This is a genomic window from Ramlibacter sp. PS3R-8, from assembly GCF_037572435.1.
GTDB lineage: Bacteria > Pseudomonadota > Gammaproteobacteria > Burkholderiales > Burkholderiaceae_C > Ramlibacter.
Genome location: NZ_JBBHGT010000002.1, coordinates 162,345 through 177,365, shown reverse-complemented (window position 1 = coordinate 177,365; position 15,021 = coordinate 162,345). Strand labels below are relative to the sequence as shown.

Annotated in this window: 14 protein-coding genes; 3 read left to right on the top strand and 11 right to left on the bottom strand. The window is 68.5% G+C overall.

Annotated elements, in window-relative coordinates:
- Window positions 1-24: 24 nt before the first annotated feature.
- The 11 genes from WG902_RS08780 to WG902_RS08730 form a co-directional block, all read right to left on the bottom strand.
- Window positions 25-204 (bottom strand): hypothetical protein, encoded by a 180-nt coding sequence (locus WG902_RS08780; protein ID WP_340059642.1) that lies wholly within the window; start codon window positions 202-204, stop codon window positions 25-27.
- On the bottom strand, window positions 201-392 hold the full coding sequence (locus tag WG902_RS08775) for a hypothetical protein (RefSeq protein WP_340059641.1): 192 nt from the start codon (window positions 390-392) through the stop codon (window positions 201-203). The genes WG902_RS08780 and WG902_RS08775 overlap by 4 nt, the downstream gene beginning before the upstream one ends.
- A gap of 137 nt (window positions 393-529) precedes the next feature.
- Complete coding sequence (locus WG902_RS08770; RefSeq protein ID WP_340059640.1) at window positions 530-2,944, bottom strand: adenosylcobalamin-dependent ribonucleoside-diphosphate reductase; 2,415 nt, start codon at window positions 2,942-2,944, stop codon at window positions 530-532.
- Window positions 2,941-4,164 carry an NAD(P)H-dependent flavin oxidoreductase gene (locus WG902_RS08765; RefSeq protein WP_340059639.1) on the bottom strand — a complete coding sequence of 408 codons (1,224 nt, stop codon included), beginning with the start codon at window positions 4,162-4,164 and terminating at the stop codon, window positions 2,941-2,943. The genes WG902_RS08770 and WG902_RS08765 overlap by 4 nt, the downstream gene beginning before the upstream one ends.
- A 97-nt stretch (window positions 4,165-4,261) precedes the next feature.
- Window positions 4,262-5,749: a copper-containing nitrite reductase gene (nirK, locus tag WG902_RS08760; protein ID WP_340059638.1), complete on the bottom strand. Its 1,488-nt coding sequence runs from the start codon at window positions 5,747-5,749 to the stop codon at window positions 4,262-4,264.
- Between the two features lie 168 nt (window positions 5,750-5,917).
- A complete protein-coding gene (locus WG902_RS08755) occupies window positions 5,918-7,114 on the bottom strand; it encodes an NnrS family protein (RefSeq protein ID WP_340059637.1) in 1,197 nt (398 codons plus the stop codon).
- On the bottom strand, window positions 7,111-8,220 hold the full coding sequence (locus tag WG902_RS08750; RefSeq protein ID WP_340059636.1) for a hypothetical protein: 1,110 nt from the start codon (window positions 8,218-8,220) through the stop codon (window positions 7,111-7,113). The genes WG902_RS08755 and WG902_RS08750 overlap by 4 nt, the downstream gene beginning before the upstream one ends.
- Window positions 8,217-8,549, bottom strand: coding sequence for a metal-sulfur cluster assembly factor (locus tag WG902_RS08745; protein ID WP_340059635.1), 333 nt, complete (start codon window positions 8,547-8,549; stop codon window positions 8,217-8,219). The genes WG902_RS08750 and WG902_RS08745 overlap by 4 nt, the downstream gene beginning before the upstream one ends.
- On the bottom strand, window positions 8,546-9,022 hold the full coding sequence (locus WG902_RS08740) for an RrF2 family transcriptional regulator (protein WP_340059634.1): 477 nt from the start codon (window positions 9,020-9,022) through the stop codon (window positions 8,546-8,548). Before WG902_RS08740 ends, WG902_RS08745 begins: the two co-directional genes overlap by 4 nt.
- The gene (locus WG902_RS08735) at window positions 9,019-11,286 is read right to left on the bottom strand and encodes a nitric-oxide reductase large subunit (protein ID WP_340059633.1); all 2,268 of its coding nucleotides are present in this window, start codon (window positions 11,284-11,286) and stop codon (window positions 9,019-9,021) included. The genes WG902_RS08740 and WG902_RS08735 overlap by 4 nt, the downstream gene beginning before the upstream one ends.
- Window positions 11,287-11,314: 28 nt before the next feature.
- Window positions 11,315-11,605 (bottom strand): DUF2249 domain-containing protein, encoded by a 291-nt coding sequence (locus WG902_RS08730; protein ID WP_340059631.1) that lies wholly within the window; start codon window positions 11,603-11,605, stop codon window positions 11,315-11,317.
- A 320-nt stretch (window positions 11,606-11,925) separates the two neighbouring features.
- Between WG902_RS08730 and WG902_RS08725 the strand changes: the two genes are divergently transcribed.
- From WG902_RS08725 to WG902_RS08715, 3 genes are read left to right on the top strand one after another with little or no spacing between them, the layout of a single operon-like run.
- The gene (locus WG902_RS08725; protein ID WP_340059630.1) at window positions 11,926-12,828 is read left to right on the top strand and encodes a c-type cytochrome; all 903 of its coding nucleotides are present in this window, start codon (window positions 11,926-11,928) and stop codon (window positions 12,826-12,828) included.
- Window positions 12,829-12,841: 13 nt separating this feature from the next.
- Complete coding sequence (locus tag WG902_RS08720; protein ID WP_340059629.1) at window positions 12,842-14,212, top strand: cbb3-type cytochrome c oxidase subunit I; 1,371 nt, start codon at window positions 12,842-12,844, stop codon at window positions 14,210-14,212.
- Window positions 14,209-15,018: a CbbQ/NirQ/NorQ/GpvN family protein gene (locus WG902_RS08715; RefSeq protein WP_340059628.1), complete on the top strand. Its 810-nt coding sequence runs from the start codon at window positions 14,209-14,211 to the stop codon at window positions 15,016-15,018. Before WG902_RS08720 ends, WG902_RS08715 begins: the two co-directional genes overlap by 4 nt.
- The last annotated feature ends 3 nt before the right edge of the window (window positions 15,019-15,021 follow it).

Genomic DNA, 15,021 nt, shown 5'->3' with positions numbered 1-15,021 from the left:
GCCGCAAGTGTAGGCCGTCGGCGCTCAGGGGTTGGCGGGCTGCGGTACGTCGCAGTCTGGCAGGTCGGGACCCTCGACCTGCTTGCGCTTGCGGATCAGGGCCTCCAGCGCAGTGCTGGCGCCCTCGCCGGTGCGCGGCGCGGTGGGCGCAGGTGCATGGCCATCGGCACCCGGGCCGGATTGCTGCTTCGGATCGCTGCTCATTGCGAGGATCCTCCGGCCGGATCCTCGGAGTCGCCAAGCTGCCTGCGATGCTGCTTGGTTTGCGTCTTCAGGTGCGCCAGGGCACTGGCCGCTCCTTCACCGGAGTTGCCTGCGTGCTCCTGCTCCGGGCCGGAGCTTTTGTGCTCCTGCGCGGAATGGTCCGAGCTGGTTTCGTTCGAGCTGCTCATTGCCTTCCCGACAAGTCAAAGTGGCCCGTCTGGCCACCGCTGGATTGTTCGGAAAAGGCGCAAGCTCAACGGTCGGATGGATCAGCACGCCCCTGTAGGAATCTTTCCCTGATCGGCCAGGGCGGGTCGGCCGGGCATCAGCCGCAGGCGCCCACGTGCCCGCACTGCGTGCAGAAATCGCAGCCATCCTTGCGGATCATGGCGTGGGCGCCGCACTCGGGGCACTTGGCGCCGGCCAGGACCGGCGCCGGTTCGGCGGAGGCGGCGGCCGGCGGCGTGGCAAGGGCAGCGACCGGCTCGCCATTGCGGCGGGCGATGATGTTCTGGATGGCGTAGGCGATCGCGGCCACCTCGGAGTCATGCCACAGGGGCACGGCGGCGCCGTCCGGCCGGGTGTACGTGCCCAGGCGCACCGGTCCGCGGTCCCAGGCCACCTTGCGCATGTCGGCCAGCGCGCGCTCCAGGAAGCCGCCGCGCGCGGCCAGCGACAGCATCCGCATGCTGGAAGTGATCCACTGCTGCGACTCGCCGCTCTGGCCGACCGGCATGAAGAACTCGATGGCGCGCTCGCGCCCGTCCTCGACCGGCATGAACGAGACGACGATGTAGAGGGCCTGGCGGCCTTGCTGCGTCCAGTACTCGAGCTTTTCCACCACGCCGGGCAGCTGCCCCTTGGGCCGGCTCTGGATCACGCTGCGCATGGGATCGGGCTTGCGCCGCTCCGTGTCGGGCGCGCCCTGCGGCGCAGCTTCCGGGGTCTCGGACAGCACCGAGCCCAGGATGTCGTTGGGGCGGTACGTGGCCAGCCCCTTCAGCCCGGCGCGCCACGCTTCCAGGTACAGGCCCTGGAAGTCGGAATAGGGGTAGTCGACCGGGATGTTGACCGTCTTGGAGATGGCGGTGTCGACGAAGGGCTGCACCGCTTCCATCATGGCCAGGTGCCCGGCCGCGGGCATCTCCAGCGCCGAGACGAAGTAGGGCGGCAGGCGCGTGGTGTCGCCACCCAGCGAGCGGTAGACGCGCCAGGCGTGGTCCTCGACGTCGTATTCGACGGTGCTGCCGTCGGCTTCGCGCTTCTTGCGGCGATAGGTCCACGAGAAAGGCGGCTCGATGCCGTTGGACGCATTGTCGGCGAAGGCCAGGCTGACGGTGCCGGTCGGCGCGATCGACAGCAGGTGGCTGTTGCGGATGCCATGCGTGCGGATGGCCTGCTTCAGCGGCTCGTCGAGGCGGCTGGCGAAGGTGCCCGCCTCGAGATACTGGTCGGCGGCGAACAGCGGGAAGGCGCCTTTCTCTTTCGCGAGCTCCACGGACGCGGCATACGCCGCGTCTCGCAGGCAGCGCGCGATGCGCGCGGCCATCTCGCGGCCTTCTGCCGTGTCGTAGCGCAGGCGCAGCATCGCCAGCGCATTGCCCAGGCCGGTGAAGCCCACGCCGATGCGGCGCTTGGCCTTGGATTCCGCGTCCTGCTGCGGCAGCGGCCAGAAGGTGAGGTCCAGCACGTTGTCGAGCGCGCGCACCTGCACCGCGGCCACCCTGGCGAAGGCGTCGAAGTCGAAAGCGGGCGTGCCGCCGAAGCCGAACGGGTGCTGGACGAAGCGGGTGAGGATGATGGGGCCGAGGTCGCAGCAGCCATAAGGGGGGAGGGGCTGTTCGCCGCACGGATTCGTCGCCGTGATCCGCTCCGCGTAGCGCAGGTTGTTGTCCCGGTTCATCGTGTCGACGAACAGGATGCCGGGCTCGGCGAAGTCGTAGGCCGAACGCATGATCGTGTCCCACAGTTGCTGCGCGGGCAGCACGCGGTACACCCACAGGCCGTCGTCGCGCAGGTGCGCACCCTGCGCGACGAGCGCGGCGCCCGGCTTGGCGCGGTGCACCAGCGGCCAGTCGCCGCCGGCCTGCAGGATGCGGATGAACTCGTCGCTCACGGCCACCGACACGTTGAAGTTGTTCCAGCGGCCCGGCGTGCGCTTGGCGGTGATGAACTCCAGCACGTCGGGGTGGTCGATGCGCAGCACGCCCATCTGCGCGCCGCGCCGTGAACCCGCGCTCTCCACCGTGGAACAGGAGTGGTCGAACACGTCCATGTAGCTGCAGGGGCCTGACGCCAGCGAGGCGGTTGCGCGCACTTCCGCGCCGCGCGGCCGGATGCGCGAGAAGTCGTAGCCCACGCCGCCGCCGCGGCGCATCGTCTCGGCGGCTTCGCGCAGGGCCTCGTAGATGCCCGGGAAACCCTCGTCGTCGCGGCCCTGGATCGCGTCGCCCACCGGCTGCACGAAGCAGTTGATCAGCGTCGCCTGCAAGTCCGTGCCGGCGGCGCTCATGATGCGGCCGGCACCGATCGCGCCGGCCTGCAGGTTGTCGAAGAAGCGCCGCTCCCACTCCGCGCGCAAGGGCTCGGCCTCGACCGATGCGAACGCGCGCGCCACCCGGCGCAGCAGGTCGGCTTCCGTGGCCTCGCCCGGCTTCAGGTACTTTTCGCGCAGCACGTCCTGGCTGATCGGCTGCAGCGGCAACGCGGGCAGGGTGGTGGCGGTCGATTCGCGTTTCATGCGGCTTGCACCTCGGGGGTCAGGACGGACGACGTTGGCGGCACCTGGCCGCCCAGCAGGCAGTCCAGCAGGTCCCGCACCGGGCGGACCTGGTTGCCGAAGGGCAGGCTGCCGCTGCCCCTGAAGAATAGGCCTTTGCGAACATCCCCGTCCAGTGCATGGCCGAGCACCTTGTCGATGCAGAACTGGCCCCACGCCGGATTGCCGTCGCGCAACCCGCAGTGGGCCAGGCAGTCGAACCACATGGTGCAGTGGGGCTTGACGTGCGCAGCCTTCTGCATGCGCTCCTGCAACTGCAGGTACCTGTCCAGCCAGGGCGTGCGTACCGCGCGGGCGGGCAGGCCGGCGACGCTGATGAATTCCACCAGGTCCTCCGGCCGGGCGCCGGCCAGCACCTGCTTGAAGGCGTCGCTGGCGTCGCTCTCGACGGTGACGGCGAAGGCCGTGCCGAGTTGCACCGCCGCTACGCCCAACTCCTGCAGCTGCAGGACCTGCTGATGGGAGGAGATGCCGCCCGCCGCGATGAGCGGAATGCGCCCTTCCAGTCCGGCCTGGCGGAAGAACGCCAGCACCTCGGGAACGCAGACTTCGAAGTCGAAGCGGCGGTCGCCGATGTCGGCCAGCTTGCCCGCACCGAGGTGGCCGCCGGCCAGCCGTGGATGCTCCAGCACGATCGCATCGGGCAGGCGGCCTTTCTTCTCCCATTTGCGCACCACGAGCTGCACGCCTCGCGCGTCCGACAGGATGGGCATCAGGCCGACGTGCGGGAAGTCCTTCGCCAGCTCGGGCAGGTCCAGCGGCAGGCCGGCGCCGACGGCCAGCGCGTCGGCGCCGCTCTCCAGCGCCTGTCGCACGTAGGTCTCGTACTGCTCCAGCGCCTTCATCACGTTGACGGCGATCAGGCCGCGGCCGCCGGACAGGGTGCGCGCCCGCGCGATCTCGCGGTCCAGGGCCTCGCGGTTCGCGGCGTCGATGACCGCCTTGGCGTCCGGGCCCTCGAGGTGCCCGGTCCGCTCCATCAGGTCGGGATGCAGCCGGCGCAGGTCCACCGAGGAGATCGTGCCGACGCCGCCGAAGGAAGCGACGGTGCCGGCCAGTCGGCCGGCGGACACGCCGACGCCCATGCCGCCCTGCACGATCGGCAGCAGCGTGCGTCCTCGGAATTGCCACGGCTTCAGGGCGACGGCGCCGGTGAGTTCCGTCTCTGGGAGTTGATGCATCGTGAAAAATCTTGCGGCGCCGGCGCGCACCCGGTTGGTTGTCGATCCGGAAAAAAGCCCGCGGCGCGCGCGGGCTTGGTTGAAAGAGGCGTCGCCTTCAATGCGCCATGTTGCCCATGCCCTTATCGGAGGACTTGTACACGGTGGTGTCCGCCTTGCCCTTGACTTCGAGGACGCCTGCGAGGCCCTTGCCGGCGCGCGACAGCGCGTGGTCGACCAGGAGGTACTTGCCAGGGTGCTGCACCGTGAACTGGACGATGGTCGCGCCGCCGGCGGGCACCAGCGTGGTCTGCACGTTCTCCTTCACGGTGTTGGTGGAGCCCTCGCTGTGCACCTTGTCGAAGATCTCGCCGATGACGTGGAACGAGGAGACCTTGTTCGGGCCGCCGACGCCGAAGTACACGCGCACCGTCTGGCCGACGTTGACCTCCATCTTGTGCTCCTTGCCCAGGGCGCCGACGGAGCCGTTGAAGGTGTAGTAGGTGGGCAGCTCGTCGCCGGCCTTGTCGTGGCTGTATTCGTGGTGCCCCTTGGTGCCGAACTTGTGGTTCGTGTACAGGTCGCCCTGCATCACGTAGAACTCCTTGTCCACCTTCGGCAGGCCTGCCTTCGGCTCGACCAGGATCAGCCCGTACATGCCGGCGGAGATGTGGTGGGCCACCGATGGCGTGGCGCAGTGGTACACGTAAAGGCCGGGGTTCAGCGCCTTCCAGGTGATGGTCTTGGTTTCGCCGGGAGCCACTTGCGTGTGCTCGCCGCCGCCCATGCCGCCGGTGGTGGCGTGCAGGTCGATGGAGTGCACGGCCTTGCTGTCCTTGCGGTTGGTCAATGCAAGTTCGATCGTGTCGCCTTCCTTCACGCGCAGCATCGGGCCGGGCACTTTCTTGCCGAAGGTCCAGTAGGTGAAGGTGGTGCCGTCGTCGAGCTTGCCGTCGAGTTCGACCGTCTCGATCGCGTACTTCACCAGTTGCGGCGGCCGGTTCCCCAGCGGCTTCGGCACGGCATTGGGGTCCTGCGCGATGCTGACGGCGTTGGGCGACGCGGGAGCGATGGGGCCGGAGGCGGGCGCGGCACCCACGACCGAGGTGGCGGCCGCTGCGGGCGCCTGGGCCTGGGAGTCGACCGGGCCGGTCACTTCGAGCACGCCTTCCATGCCGATCTGGCGGTGGCCCGGGACCGAGCAGTAGTAGTTGAACTTGCCCGACTGGGTGAGCTTGAAGGTCACCTTGGTGGGCGCGCTCTTGCCATCGAACATCGCGGACTTCACGAGGCCGTCGACCACGATGTCGTGCTGGGCGCCTTCACCGCTGGTGAGGGTGATTTCGATGGTGTCGCCGACGTTGCCCTTGAGGGTGGGGTTCACGGTGCCCTTGGCGTCCATGTACACCATCTTGCCGTCGGCCATGCCGGTCTTCATCACGTACTGCCTCGTGGCCTGCCTGGTCGCAGGCGCGACAGCGGCTGCCTGCGGCTTGGCCGAGACCGGCTGGTTCACCAGGGTGGCGCCGAACGCACCGATGAAGGGAGACGCCGCGAAAAGCAGGAATGCAGCCGCGGGGATGGGGCCGAAGACACGGGTGGACATGGAGGCTACCTGAACTTTCTTGTCATCGCGGGTAAGGCCCCCGCGGGGCCAACAGTCTCGTGAACCGTTGGAACCACTGTAGGCCCGGGTGCCCGGTTCCCAATTGATCCAGCGCAAGTCGAAGATGTATTGGACGTGCACCTTCGCGCTGCCGCCGGGGATCCAGGCTCAACCGGGCCGGCCGTCGATGCGCGGCCGGGTCAAGGCGCTCCAGTAGCGCACCGCATAGAGCGCAAAGCCGGTCGACCAGAGGGCCGCGGAGGCCAGCACGGCGACCATCGTCGCCTGCGGCCACGCCAGCGGCAGGCCCACGCGCACCAGCGCGGAGAGGGACACCAGGACGTAGCACGCAACGTCGAAACCGTCGGCGCGCAACTCGCGCCCGGTGTGGCCGCGGGCCGTGCGCGTCATCATGCCGATGACCATGCCGCCGACAGCTCCGACGGTCAGTGCGTGCGTGGCGGCCGAAGCCGGCATGAGGTGGAAGGCCGCCAGCGCCCTCAGCGCCAGGTGCAGCGGGATCCACAGGTAGGCGACGTGCAGCACCCAGACCAGCGGGGCGCGCAGCGTCCGCCACGGCTGCCACAACCACCAGCGCGCCAGGTGCGCCGCGGCGGCAAGCGCCGCCACTCCCGCCGCCACGCCGGCCGGCAGTTGCAACAGGTCCGCCGCCAGCAGCGCCAGCACCGTGGCGAGTGCCGTCTTCTCGAGCCAGGCCACCCGGCGCGCTGTCGCGCCCGGCACGCCGTTGTTGGTGAACATGGGGATCACGCGGCCGCCCATCACGCACAGGATGAACAACACCGTGTCCAGCGCGACCTGGATGCCCGCCCACGCCGGCAGCGTGACGACGCCCAGTTGTCCGAGGTGCACGAACAAGGTTGCGAGCGACAGCAGCACCAGCAAGCCGACGAAGAAGTAGTTGCGCTTGCTGCGGGCGGCATGGAACGGGATGCCCAGCGCGACGGCGGCTGCCAGCGGGAATGCGCTGGTGACCAGTGCTGCGGTCCAGCCGAAGGGCGTCAGCACCAGCACGCGCCCTGCCAGCCAGAGCAGCGCCAAAGCGGCCAGCGGCCGGCCCGAGAGCGTCGGCCGGTTGGTCCAGTTGCGTCCCGCCGTCAACAGGAAGCCGACGACGATGGCCAGCGTGAAGCCGAACAGCATCTCGTGGGCATGCCACAGCGGCCCCTGCAGGTAGGCCAGCGGCAGCCAGCCTGCGAACTGCAGCGCCCAGAGCGCGATGGATGCGGCCGCGAACACGCTGCCCAGCAGGTAGAACGGGCGGAAACCCATTTGCCACAAGGCGAAGCGCGGGAGTGGGGCGCGGCGCGACGCCGGCTCTTCGATGTTCAGGAAGTTCGTCATGGAGTCCTTGTCGATGCGAGGCGGCCGCCATGGCGGCGGCGCCAGGCGATGGCTGCGCCGACGGCCGTGGCCGCGAACAGCACCAGCGCCAGTGCGTTGAACAGCGCGCCGTCGGCCCGCCAGCGCAGGTCGGTGGCGCCCGCGACCAGCCGCAGCAGCAACGAGCCGTGCAGCGCCGCCAGTGGAAGGTAGAAGATCGGCCCGAACAGCAGCTTGATGCGCGCGATGGCCGGCAGGATCACCGGCGCGTGGCCCATCATCATGCTGACGATGAAACCCAAGCCGATCGCGTGCAGCGCGGCGTCGCGTGCCGGCAGGCCCGCCGCGGTGGCCATCCAGCACAGGCCGCCGATCGCCAGCCAGCCATAGCCGCCCAGCAGGCACACGGCCATGTAGCGTGGCAGGCCCGCCGCGCGGACCGTGCGGCGCGCGATGTCGAACACCACCAGCCAGCCCGCCAGTGCCACCAGCGCTGCGCCGAACAGCAGGCCGCCCGCCAGCGGCCACGGACCGGACGTCGCAGCGCCCGCCAGCATGAGGCCCAGCACTGCCTGCAGCGAAACCAGCGCGACGGGACGGCGGCGCATCAACCGCGTCATCTCCAGCCGTTCGGCCGCAATGGTCACCACGAGGAAGGCGAACCACCATGGCAGCACCGCGCCGCCGGAGGCGCCGGCTGCAAACAGCACGTTGCCCGCCAGCCAGGCCAGGGCGCTCACCAGCAGCAGGGCGGTGTGGGCCGCCTTTTGCCTGCGAACCAGCATCACGTTCACGCCGACGAAGGCCACGCCCGCGACCGCCAGCAGCAGGCCGGCTGCGTCGCTGGCTCCGGCCAGGAGGCAGGCACCCGACGCGGCGGAGGCGATCGGCGCGAACCATGCCAGCCGGTGGCGAGCCGCCACGGCCCGTTCGATCCCGATCACGGTGCCCATGAAGGCGCAGATCATGAGGGCGGCGTGCCCGAGCGCGGCGCGCCCGATCCAGCCGGCATCCCCCGGTGATGCAAGGACGATGCCGACGCGCGCGAGGCCGCCTGCCACGCCCGCCAGCAGGGCCGCGGCCACGCCGGCGGCCAGCAGCACGCCGATCGCGCGGCGGCTGTTCACCAACCCATGAAGTGCTTGGCGCTGGCGCTCATGCGTTGCGGCGTCCAGGGGGGCTCCCATACCAGTTCGACGTGGATCCTGAGGTCCGCGGGCAGTGCGCGGTCGAGCGCGTCCTCGATGTCCGCGATGATGACGTCCGCCACCGGGCAGGCCGCCGACGTCATGGTGACATTCACGTCGAGCCGCCCGTCCTTCACGCTGGCGCCGTACACCAGGCCGACGTCGACGATGTTCAGCGCGACTTCCGGGTCCACGACGCCTTCCAGCGCCGCGACGATCACCGCCAGCAGCTGCTGCGGGCCGTCATAGGGAAAGGGCGTGCCGATCACGGCATGCTGCCTGCCCGCCGTGCCGCGGGCGCGGGCCGCTGCGGCAGGAACAGCACCGTCGCGAGTCCTTCGCGATTGGCGACGAGGTCCGCCAGCGTGTAGTCGTCGAGCACGCGGTAGAAGGCCGCCACGGCCTCTCCCAGCACGCCGCGCAGCCGGCATTGCGGCGCGATGACGCAGTCGTCGCGGTGCTCGCCGAAGCATTGGGCCACCTGGCCGGCGCCCTCGGTCGTGCGGACCACCTCGCCCACCACGATGTCCTCCGTGGGCCGCGCCAGTTCCATGCCGCCGCCCTTGCCCCGCACGTTGTGCAGGTAACCCTGCTTGCCGAGGAAATGGACCACCTTGACCAGATGGTTGTCCGACACGTCGAAGGCGGCGGCGATCTGCGCGATGGTGGCGCGCTGTCCCGGTTGCACTGCCAGGTAGATCAGCACCCGCAGGCAGTAGTCGGTGAAGGTGGTGAGTTTCACGCTGTCAGTCCGTCGACAGGCGCCTTCTGGCGCCGCCCCGTCGGGAGCAGCAGCCGCAGCGCATAGAAGGCGAGGAAGCCCGCACCGATCGCGAACAGGATGTCGCCGGGCACGCGCATCCAGACCAGCGTTTCCATCACCGGCGAATGGACGATCTCGGGCGAACGGGCGTACCAGAGGCCCTTGGTGATGCTCGCCCAGGCCTGGTAGATGCCGGCGGGCAGCAGCGACAGGAAGACCATCATCGCCAGCCCGATGTTCAGGCCCCAGTAGGCGGGCTTGAGCAGGTTGTCCGCATGCAGGTGGCGGGCGTAGAGGCCGCGCAGGCAGAACAGCATCAGGCCGATGCCGAGCATGCCGTAGACACCGAACAGGGCGGCGTGGCCGTGGGCCGCCGTCATGTTGAGGCCCTGCACGTAGTACAGCGAGGCCGGCGGGTTGATGGCGAAGCCGAGCAGTCCGGCGCCGACGGTGTTCCAGAAGCCCACCGCGACGAAGCACAGCACCGGCCATTTGTACGCGGCAAGCCATGGCGTGCCTTGCGAGCGCCTCCAGGTCTGCAGCGCTTCCAGCCCGATCAGCGTCAGCGGCACCACTTCCAGCGCCGAGAACACGGAGCCGACGGCGATGACCGACGTGGGCGTGCCGGTGAAGTACAGGTGGTGCAGCGTGCCCAGGATGCCGCCGAACAGGAACACGATGGTCTCGGCCACGATGGCGCGGTTCGCGCTGGAAGCGCGCACCAGGCCCAGCTTGGTGAAGAGCAGCGCGATCACCGCGGTGGCGAACACCTCGAAGAAGCCTTCCACCCAGAGGTGGACGAGCCACCAGCGCCAGTATTCGACCATCGAGTAGTGCGTGGACTTGCCCCAAACCAGCGAGGTCGCATAGAAGCCGCCGATGCAGCACGCGGACAGGAACACCATGGCGATCAGGCCGCGGCTTTCCGACGGCGTCTTCAACGCCGGCCACAGGGCGCGGCCCAGCAAGGTGGCCCAGAGCAGCAGTCCGATGAACAGCAGGATCTGCCACACGCGGCCCATGCTCGTGAATTCCAGGCCCTGGTTGCCCAGCCAGAAACTGAAGTCGAATCCGTTGCGTTGCAGCGTGCCGAGCCAGCCGGACGCGGTGGAGCCCACCACGATGACGAGCAGCGCGTAGAACAGGAAGTCGGTGCCGAGCTTCTGGAACTTCGGCTCGCGGCCGCCCAGCATGGGCGCGATGTAGAGGCCGGTGGCCAGCCACGCGGTGGCGATCCAGAAGATGCCGATCTGGGTGTGCACGGTGCGGCTCACCACATAGGGCAGCACTTCGGCGAGCGGCAGGCCGAACAGCGACTGGCCTTCCACGGCGTAGTGGGCGGTCACGATGCCCATGGCGATCTGCAGCAGCATCAGGCCGATCACGACGAAGAAGTACTTGCGGGTGGCCTTCATCGACGGCGTGGCGGCCACGCCGATCAGCGGGTCGGCCTTGGGCGGCTGTGCCTCTTCCTCGTGCTTGCTGGCGCCGTGCAGCCACAGCATGGCGGCGATGGCTGCCAGCAGCAGGATGATGGAGACCATCGACCACATCGCGGCCGAGGTCGTCATGGTGTTGCCCACCATGGGCTCGTGTGGCCAGTTGCTCGTATAGGACAAGCCGGTCTCGCCCGGGCGGTCGGTGACCGCGGCCCAGGATGTCCAGAAGAAGAAGGCCGTCAGCGCTTCGCGATCGGTTTTGTCCGTCACGGTGCCGTCGGTCATCGCGTACTGCTCGCGCAGATGGGCGAGCGTCGGGTCCTCGCCGAACAGGGCGACATAGTGGGCGGCGACTTCGCGAATGGCCTGCGCACGCACGTCGCTCACTGTCACCTTGCCGGTGGCCGCGTCGTACGTATTGCGCCGCATTTCCTCTTTCAGCGCGCCGCTGACCGCGCCGCGTTCCGCCGCGCTCAAGGCATTGGGATCGCTGACGATGGCCTTGGCACGCAGTGCCTGCAGCGCTTCGGCTTCGCGATGCAGCCAGTCGGCGGACCAGTCCGGCGCCAAATAGGCGCCGTGGCCCCAGACGCTGCCCTGCTGCTGGCCGCCGGCGGCTTGCCAGACCTGCTGGCCGCGCGTCACCTGCTCACCGGTGAACAGCACCTGGCCGCTGGTCGTGACCACCGCCGCGGGTATGGGTGGAGCGGTCAGGTGGATCTGCCAGCCCAGGTAGCCGAGGGCGCCGAAGGACAGCACGAAGATCAGTGCCAGCCAGCGCCAGAGGGGATTGTTGTTTCTCATGATCGTTGTTCCATTGGAAAGAGGGTCCTCAGCCGCCGCAGCCGCCACCGCAGCAACTTCCCGCCGCGTCCGGCGCGGGGCCGTCCTGGGTGCGGGTGATCGCCACTCGCCAGAGGTCCGGCCCGGTTTGCAGGCAATCCCATGCGAACTGGCCGGGCATCTGGGCGTTGAACTGGTAGTACAGCGGACGTGGGTCGTGGTCGTTGACCAGTTCCAGCGCTTCGCCCTTCGCCAGCGCGGCGAAAGTGGAAAAGATCAGCGGGTGGCGGTCACGCGGCGCAACTGTGCGCACGTCGATGCGGGATGCGGTCTGAGTCATGCGGAGCTCCTCTGTCGATAAGATGTATTTGATTGGCATCTATTGTTCTGGCGACCTGGATGCCCGTCTTTGACATATGTCAACTGGAAGCCTCACCAGTTGAAATGCGCAAACACGCGGCCACCTGGCTTTGTTAGCATCGGCCCGCACCAAACGATGCGACACTGTCGACGCGCTCAAGGGAGGTCTCATGCAAGCCTGGTCCGCGGGTCTGAAGATGTTCAGCTGGGTCGTAGTTGCCCTGATGGTCTCGGCCATCCTGTACGCGGCGTTCATCTCGCTGCGTCACTGGTCCGGCATCAGCGTCTGAGGGAGCGTCCATGAACAAGCGACAAGCCCGGTTGTTCGCGATCGGCGCCACCGCGCTGGCCGCGCTGGTGTTCCTGGGGCTGACGGTGGACAGCCACCGCCAGTTCGGCAAGCTGACCAACGCGGACAAGATCACGCCCGAGGTCACGCGCGGCAAGGACGTCTGGCACAGGAACAACTGCATCAACTGCCACACGCTGTTCGGCGAGGGCGCGTACTACGCCCCGGACCTGACCAAGATCACCAAGTTGCGCGGCGAGGCCTACCTCACCGCGTACATGAAGGACCCGTCGAAGTTCTACGACGAGACAAAGCACCGTCGCCTGATGCCCAAGCAGGACATCAGCGAGCCGGACATCCAGGCGCTGATCGCCTTCCTCGACTGGGTGAGCAACGTGGACAATCAGGGCTGGCCACCACGGCCGATCCTCGTGACCGGCGCCACCTTTCCGGGCACGGACCAGGCCGCGGCGCAAGCCCCGGACAACCAGGCAGCCGCCGCCGGTGCGCCCGGAGCCGCGCCGTCGGGCGGAGCCACTGCGACGTCGCCGCCGGGCGTGCGTCCGATGACCGGCGCTGAAAACCCGATGGCGTTGGGCGAGAACGTGTTCCGCACGGCGGCGCCTGCCTGCGTGGCCTGCCACTCGGTCGCGCCGGGCGTCAACATGGCGGGACCCTCGCTCGCCGGCTTGAGTGCTCGTACGCAGCAGCTCATGGCATCGGGACAGTACAAGGGCCAGGCCAGGGACCTGGGCGGCTACATCCGCGAGTCCGTCACCCACCCGAGCGCGCACGTCGTGCCGGGGCCGATGTACTCCGCCAACGGGACGTCGTTCATGCCGGCGACCTATGGCACCAGCCTCACGCCCGCGCAGCTCGACCATCTGGTGGCCTACCTGTCATCGCTGAAGTAAGCCGGAGAAGTCCATGCGCTACAAGTCCCAATCCGTCGCCTACTGGTACTTCGCCGTTGCGGTTGCCCTGTTCGGGCTGCAGCTGGTGTTCGGCCTGCTTTCCGCGGCCAAGTATCTCGGGCCCGACCCGCTGCTGTACATCCTGCCCTTCGACGTCACGAAGGTGATCCACACCAACCTGCTGATCGTGTGGGTGCTCACCGGCTTCATGGGAGCCACCTACTGGGTCGTCCCCGAGGAGTCCCGCGCGGAGCTGCACAGCACGAAGCTCGCCTACATCCAGCTGGCGCTGTGGGTCGTCATGGGCGTGACGGCCATCATCGGCTATCTGTTCCGCTGGGGCACGGGCAACAAGCTGCTGGAGCAGCCGTTGCCGCACAAGATCGTGATCGTCATCGTCATGCTCATGTTCCTCTACAACATCGGCATGACCATCCGCAAGTCGGGCCGCTTCACCACCACCGAGGGCGTGCTGCTCCTCGGGCTGGGCTCGGCGGCGCTGCTGTACCTGCCGGCGCTGCTGCATTACGAGAACTACACCGTCTCCATCTATTACCGCTGGTGGACGATCCACCTGTGGGTCGAGGGCGTGTGGGAAATGATCCAGGGCAGCTTCTTGGCCTACCTGCTGATCCGGCTGTCCGGCGCCGACCGCGAGGTGATGGAGAAGTGGCTGTACGTGATCGTCGGGCTGGTCTTCTTTGCCGGCATCCTGGGGACCGCACACCACTACTACTGGGTAGGCGTGCCGTCTTACTGGCTGCCGATCGGGGGCATCTTCAGCGCGCTCGAGCCGCTGGCGCTGGTGGGCATGGCCATGTACGCCTATTCCGCGATGCGCCGCTCGGGACTGTCGCACCCCAACAAGCTCGCCTTGCACTGGACGGTGGGCAGCGCGGTGTTCACGCTGTTCGGGGCCGGCCTGCTCGGGCTGGCGCACACGTGGCCGAGCGTCAACAAGTGGACCCACGGCACGCTGATCACCGCGATGCATGGCCACGCGGCCTTCTACGGCGCCTACGCGATGATCGTGATGGCCATGATCACCTATGCCATGCCGTCGATGACGCGGCGGCCGGAGGCGGGCACGGCCCTCGGCTGGTGGTCGTTCTGGCTGCAGCTCACCGGCATGTTCGGCATGACGCTGTCGTTCGCGACGGCGGGCATCGGTCAGGTCTACCTGGAGCGGATCATGGGGCTGGGCTACCTGGACGCGCAACTGAAGATCCAGGTCCACTTCCTGATGCTGGTGGCGACGGCGAGCGTCTTCACGGTGGGGGTCCTGCTGTTCATCGTCGATTTCTTCCGGTACGCGCCGCGGCTGGAGGTGACCGAGCAGCCCGCGAGCGGCGCGGAAGCCGTGCGCGCGGCCGCGGCCTGGTGAGCGACCATGACGCGGGCGCCGTGCCTGCCGGCGGTGCCCCGTACTACCTGCCGACGGCCGACGAGGTGGCGGTGTTCGAGCAGTGCGACCAGCGCGGACTGGCCGTGCTGCTCAAGGGCCCCACCGGCTGCGGCAAGACGCGCTTCGTCGAATACATGGCGTGGCGGCTGCGCCGGCCGCTGGTCACGATCTCGTGCCACGACGACCTGAGCGCGAGCGACCTGGTGGGGCGCTTCCTGATCCGCCACGACGGTACGGCGTGGCAGGACGGTCCCCTGACGCGCGCCGTCCGAGAAGGCTCGATCTGCTACCTCGACGAGGTCGTCGAGGCGCGGCAGGACACCGTCGTCGTGCTGCATCCGCTGACCGACCACCGCCGGATGCTGCCCATTGACAAGACCGGCGAGACGGTGGACGCCGCGCCCGGCTTCCTGCTCGTGGTTTCGTACAACCCCGGCTACCAGCGCATGCTCAAGGACCTGAAGCCGAGCACGCGCCAGCGCTTCGTCGCCCTCGACTTCGCTTTCCCGCCGCCCGAGCGCGAAGCGCAGATCGTGCAGCACGAAGGCGCAGTAGACGCCGCACAGGCGCGTGCCCTGGTGGAGCTCGGGCAGCGCCTGCGCGGCCTTCAGGATCGAGGTCTCGCCGAAGTCCCGAGCACGCGGCTGATGATCGCCGCCGCCCGCCTGATCGCCAGCGGCATCCCCGTGCGAACTGCCTGTCGTGCGGCCATCGTCTCGCCCTTGTCGGACGAGCCCGCGTTGCTGGCGGCGATGCACGACCTCGTCGACGCCACCTTTCCCTGAAGC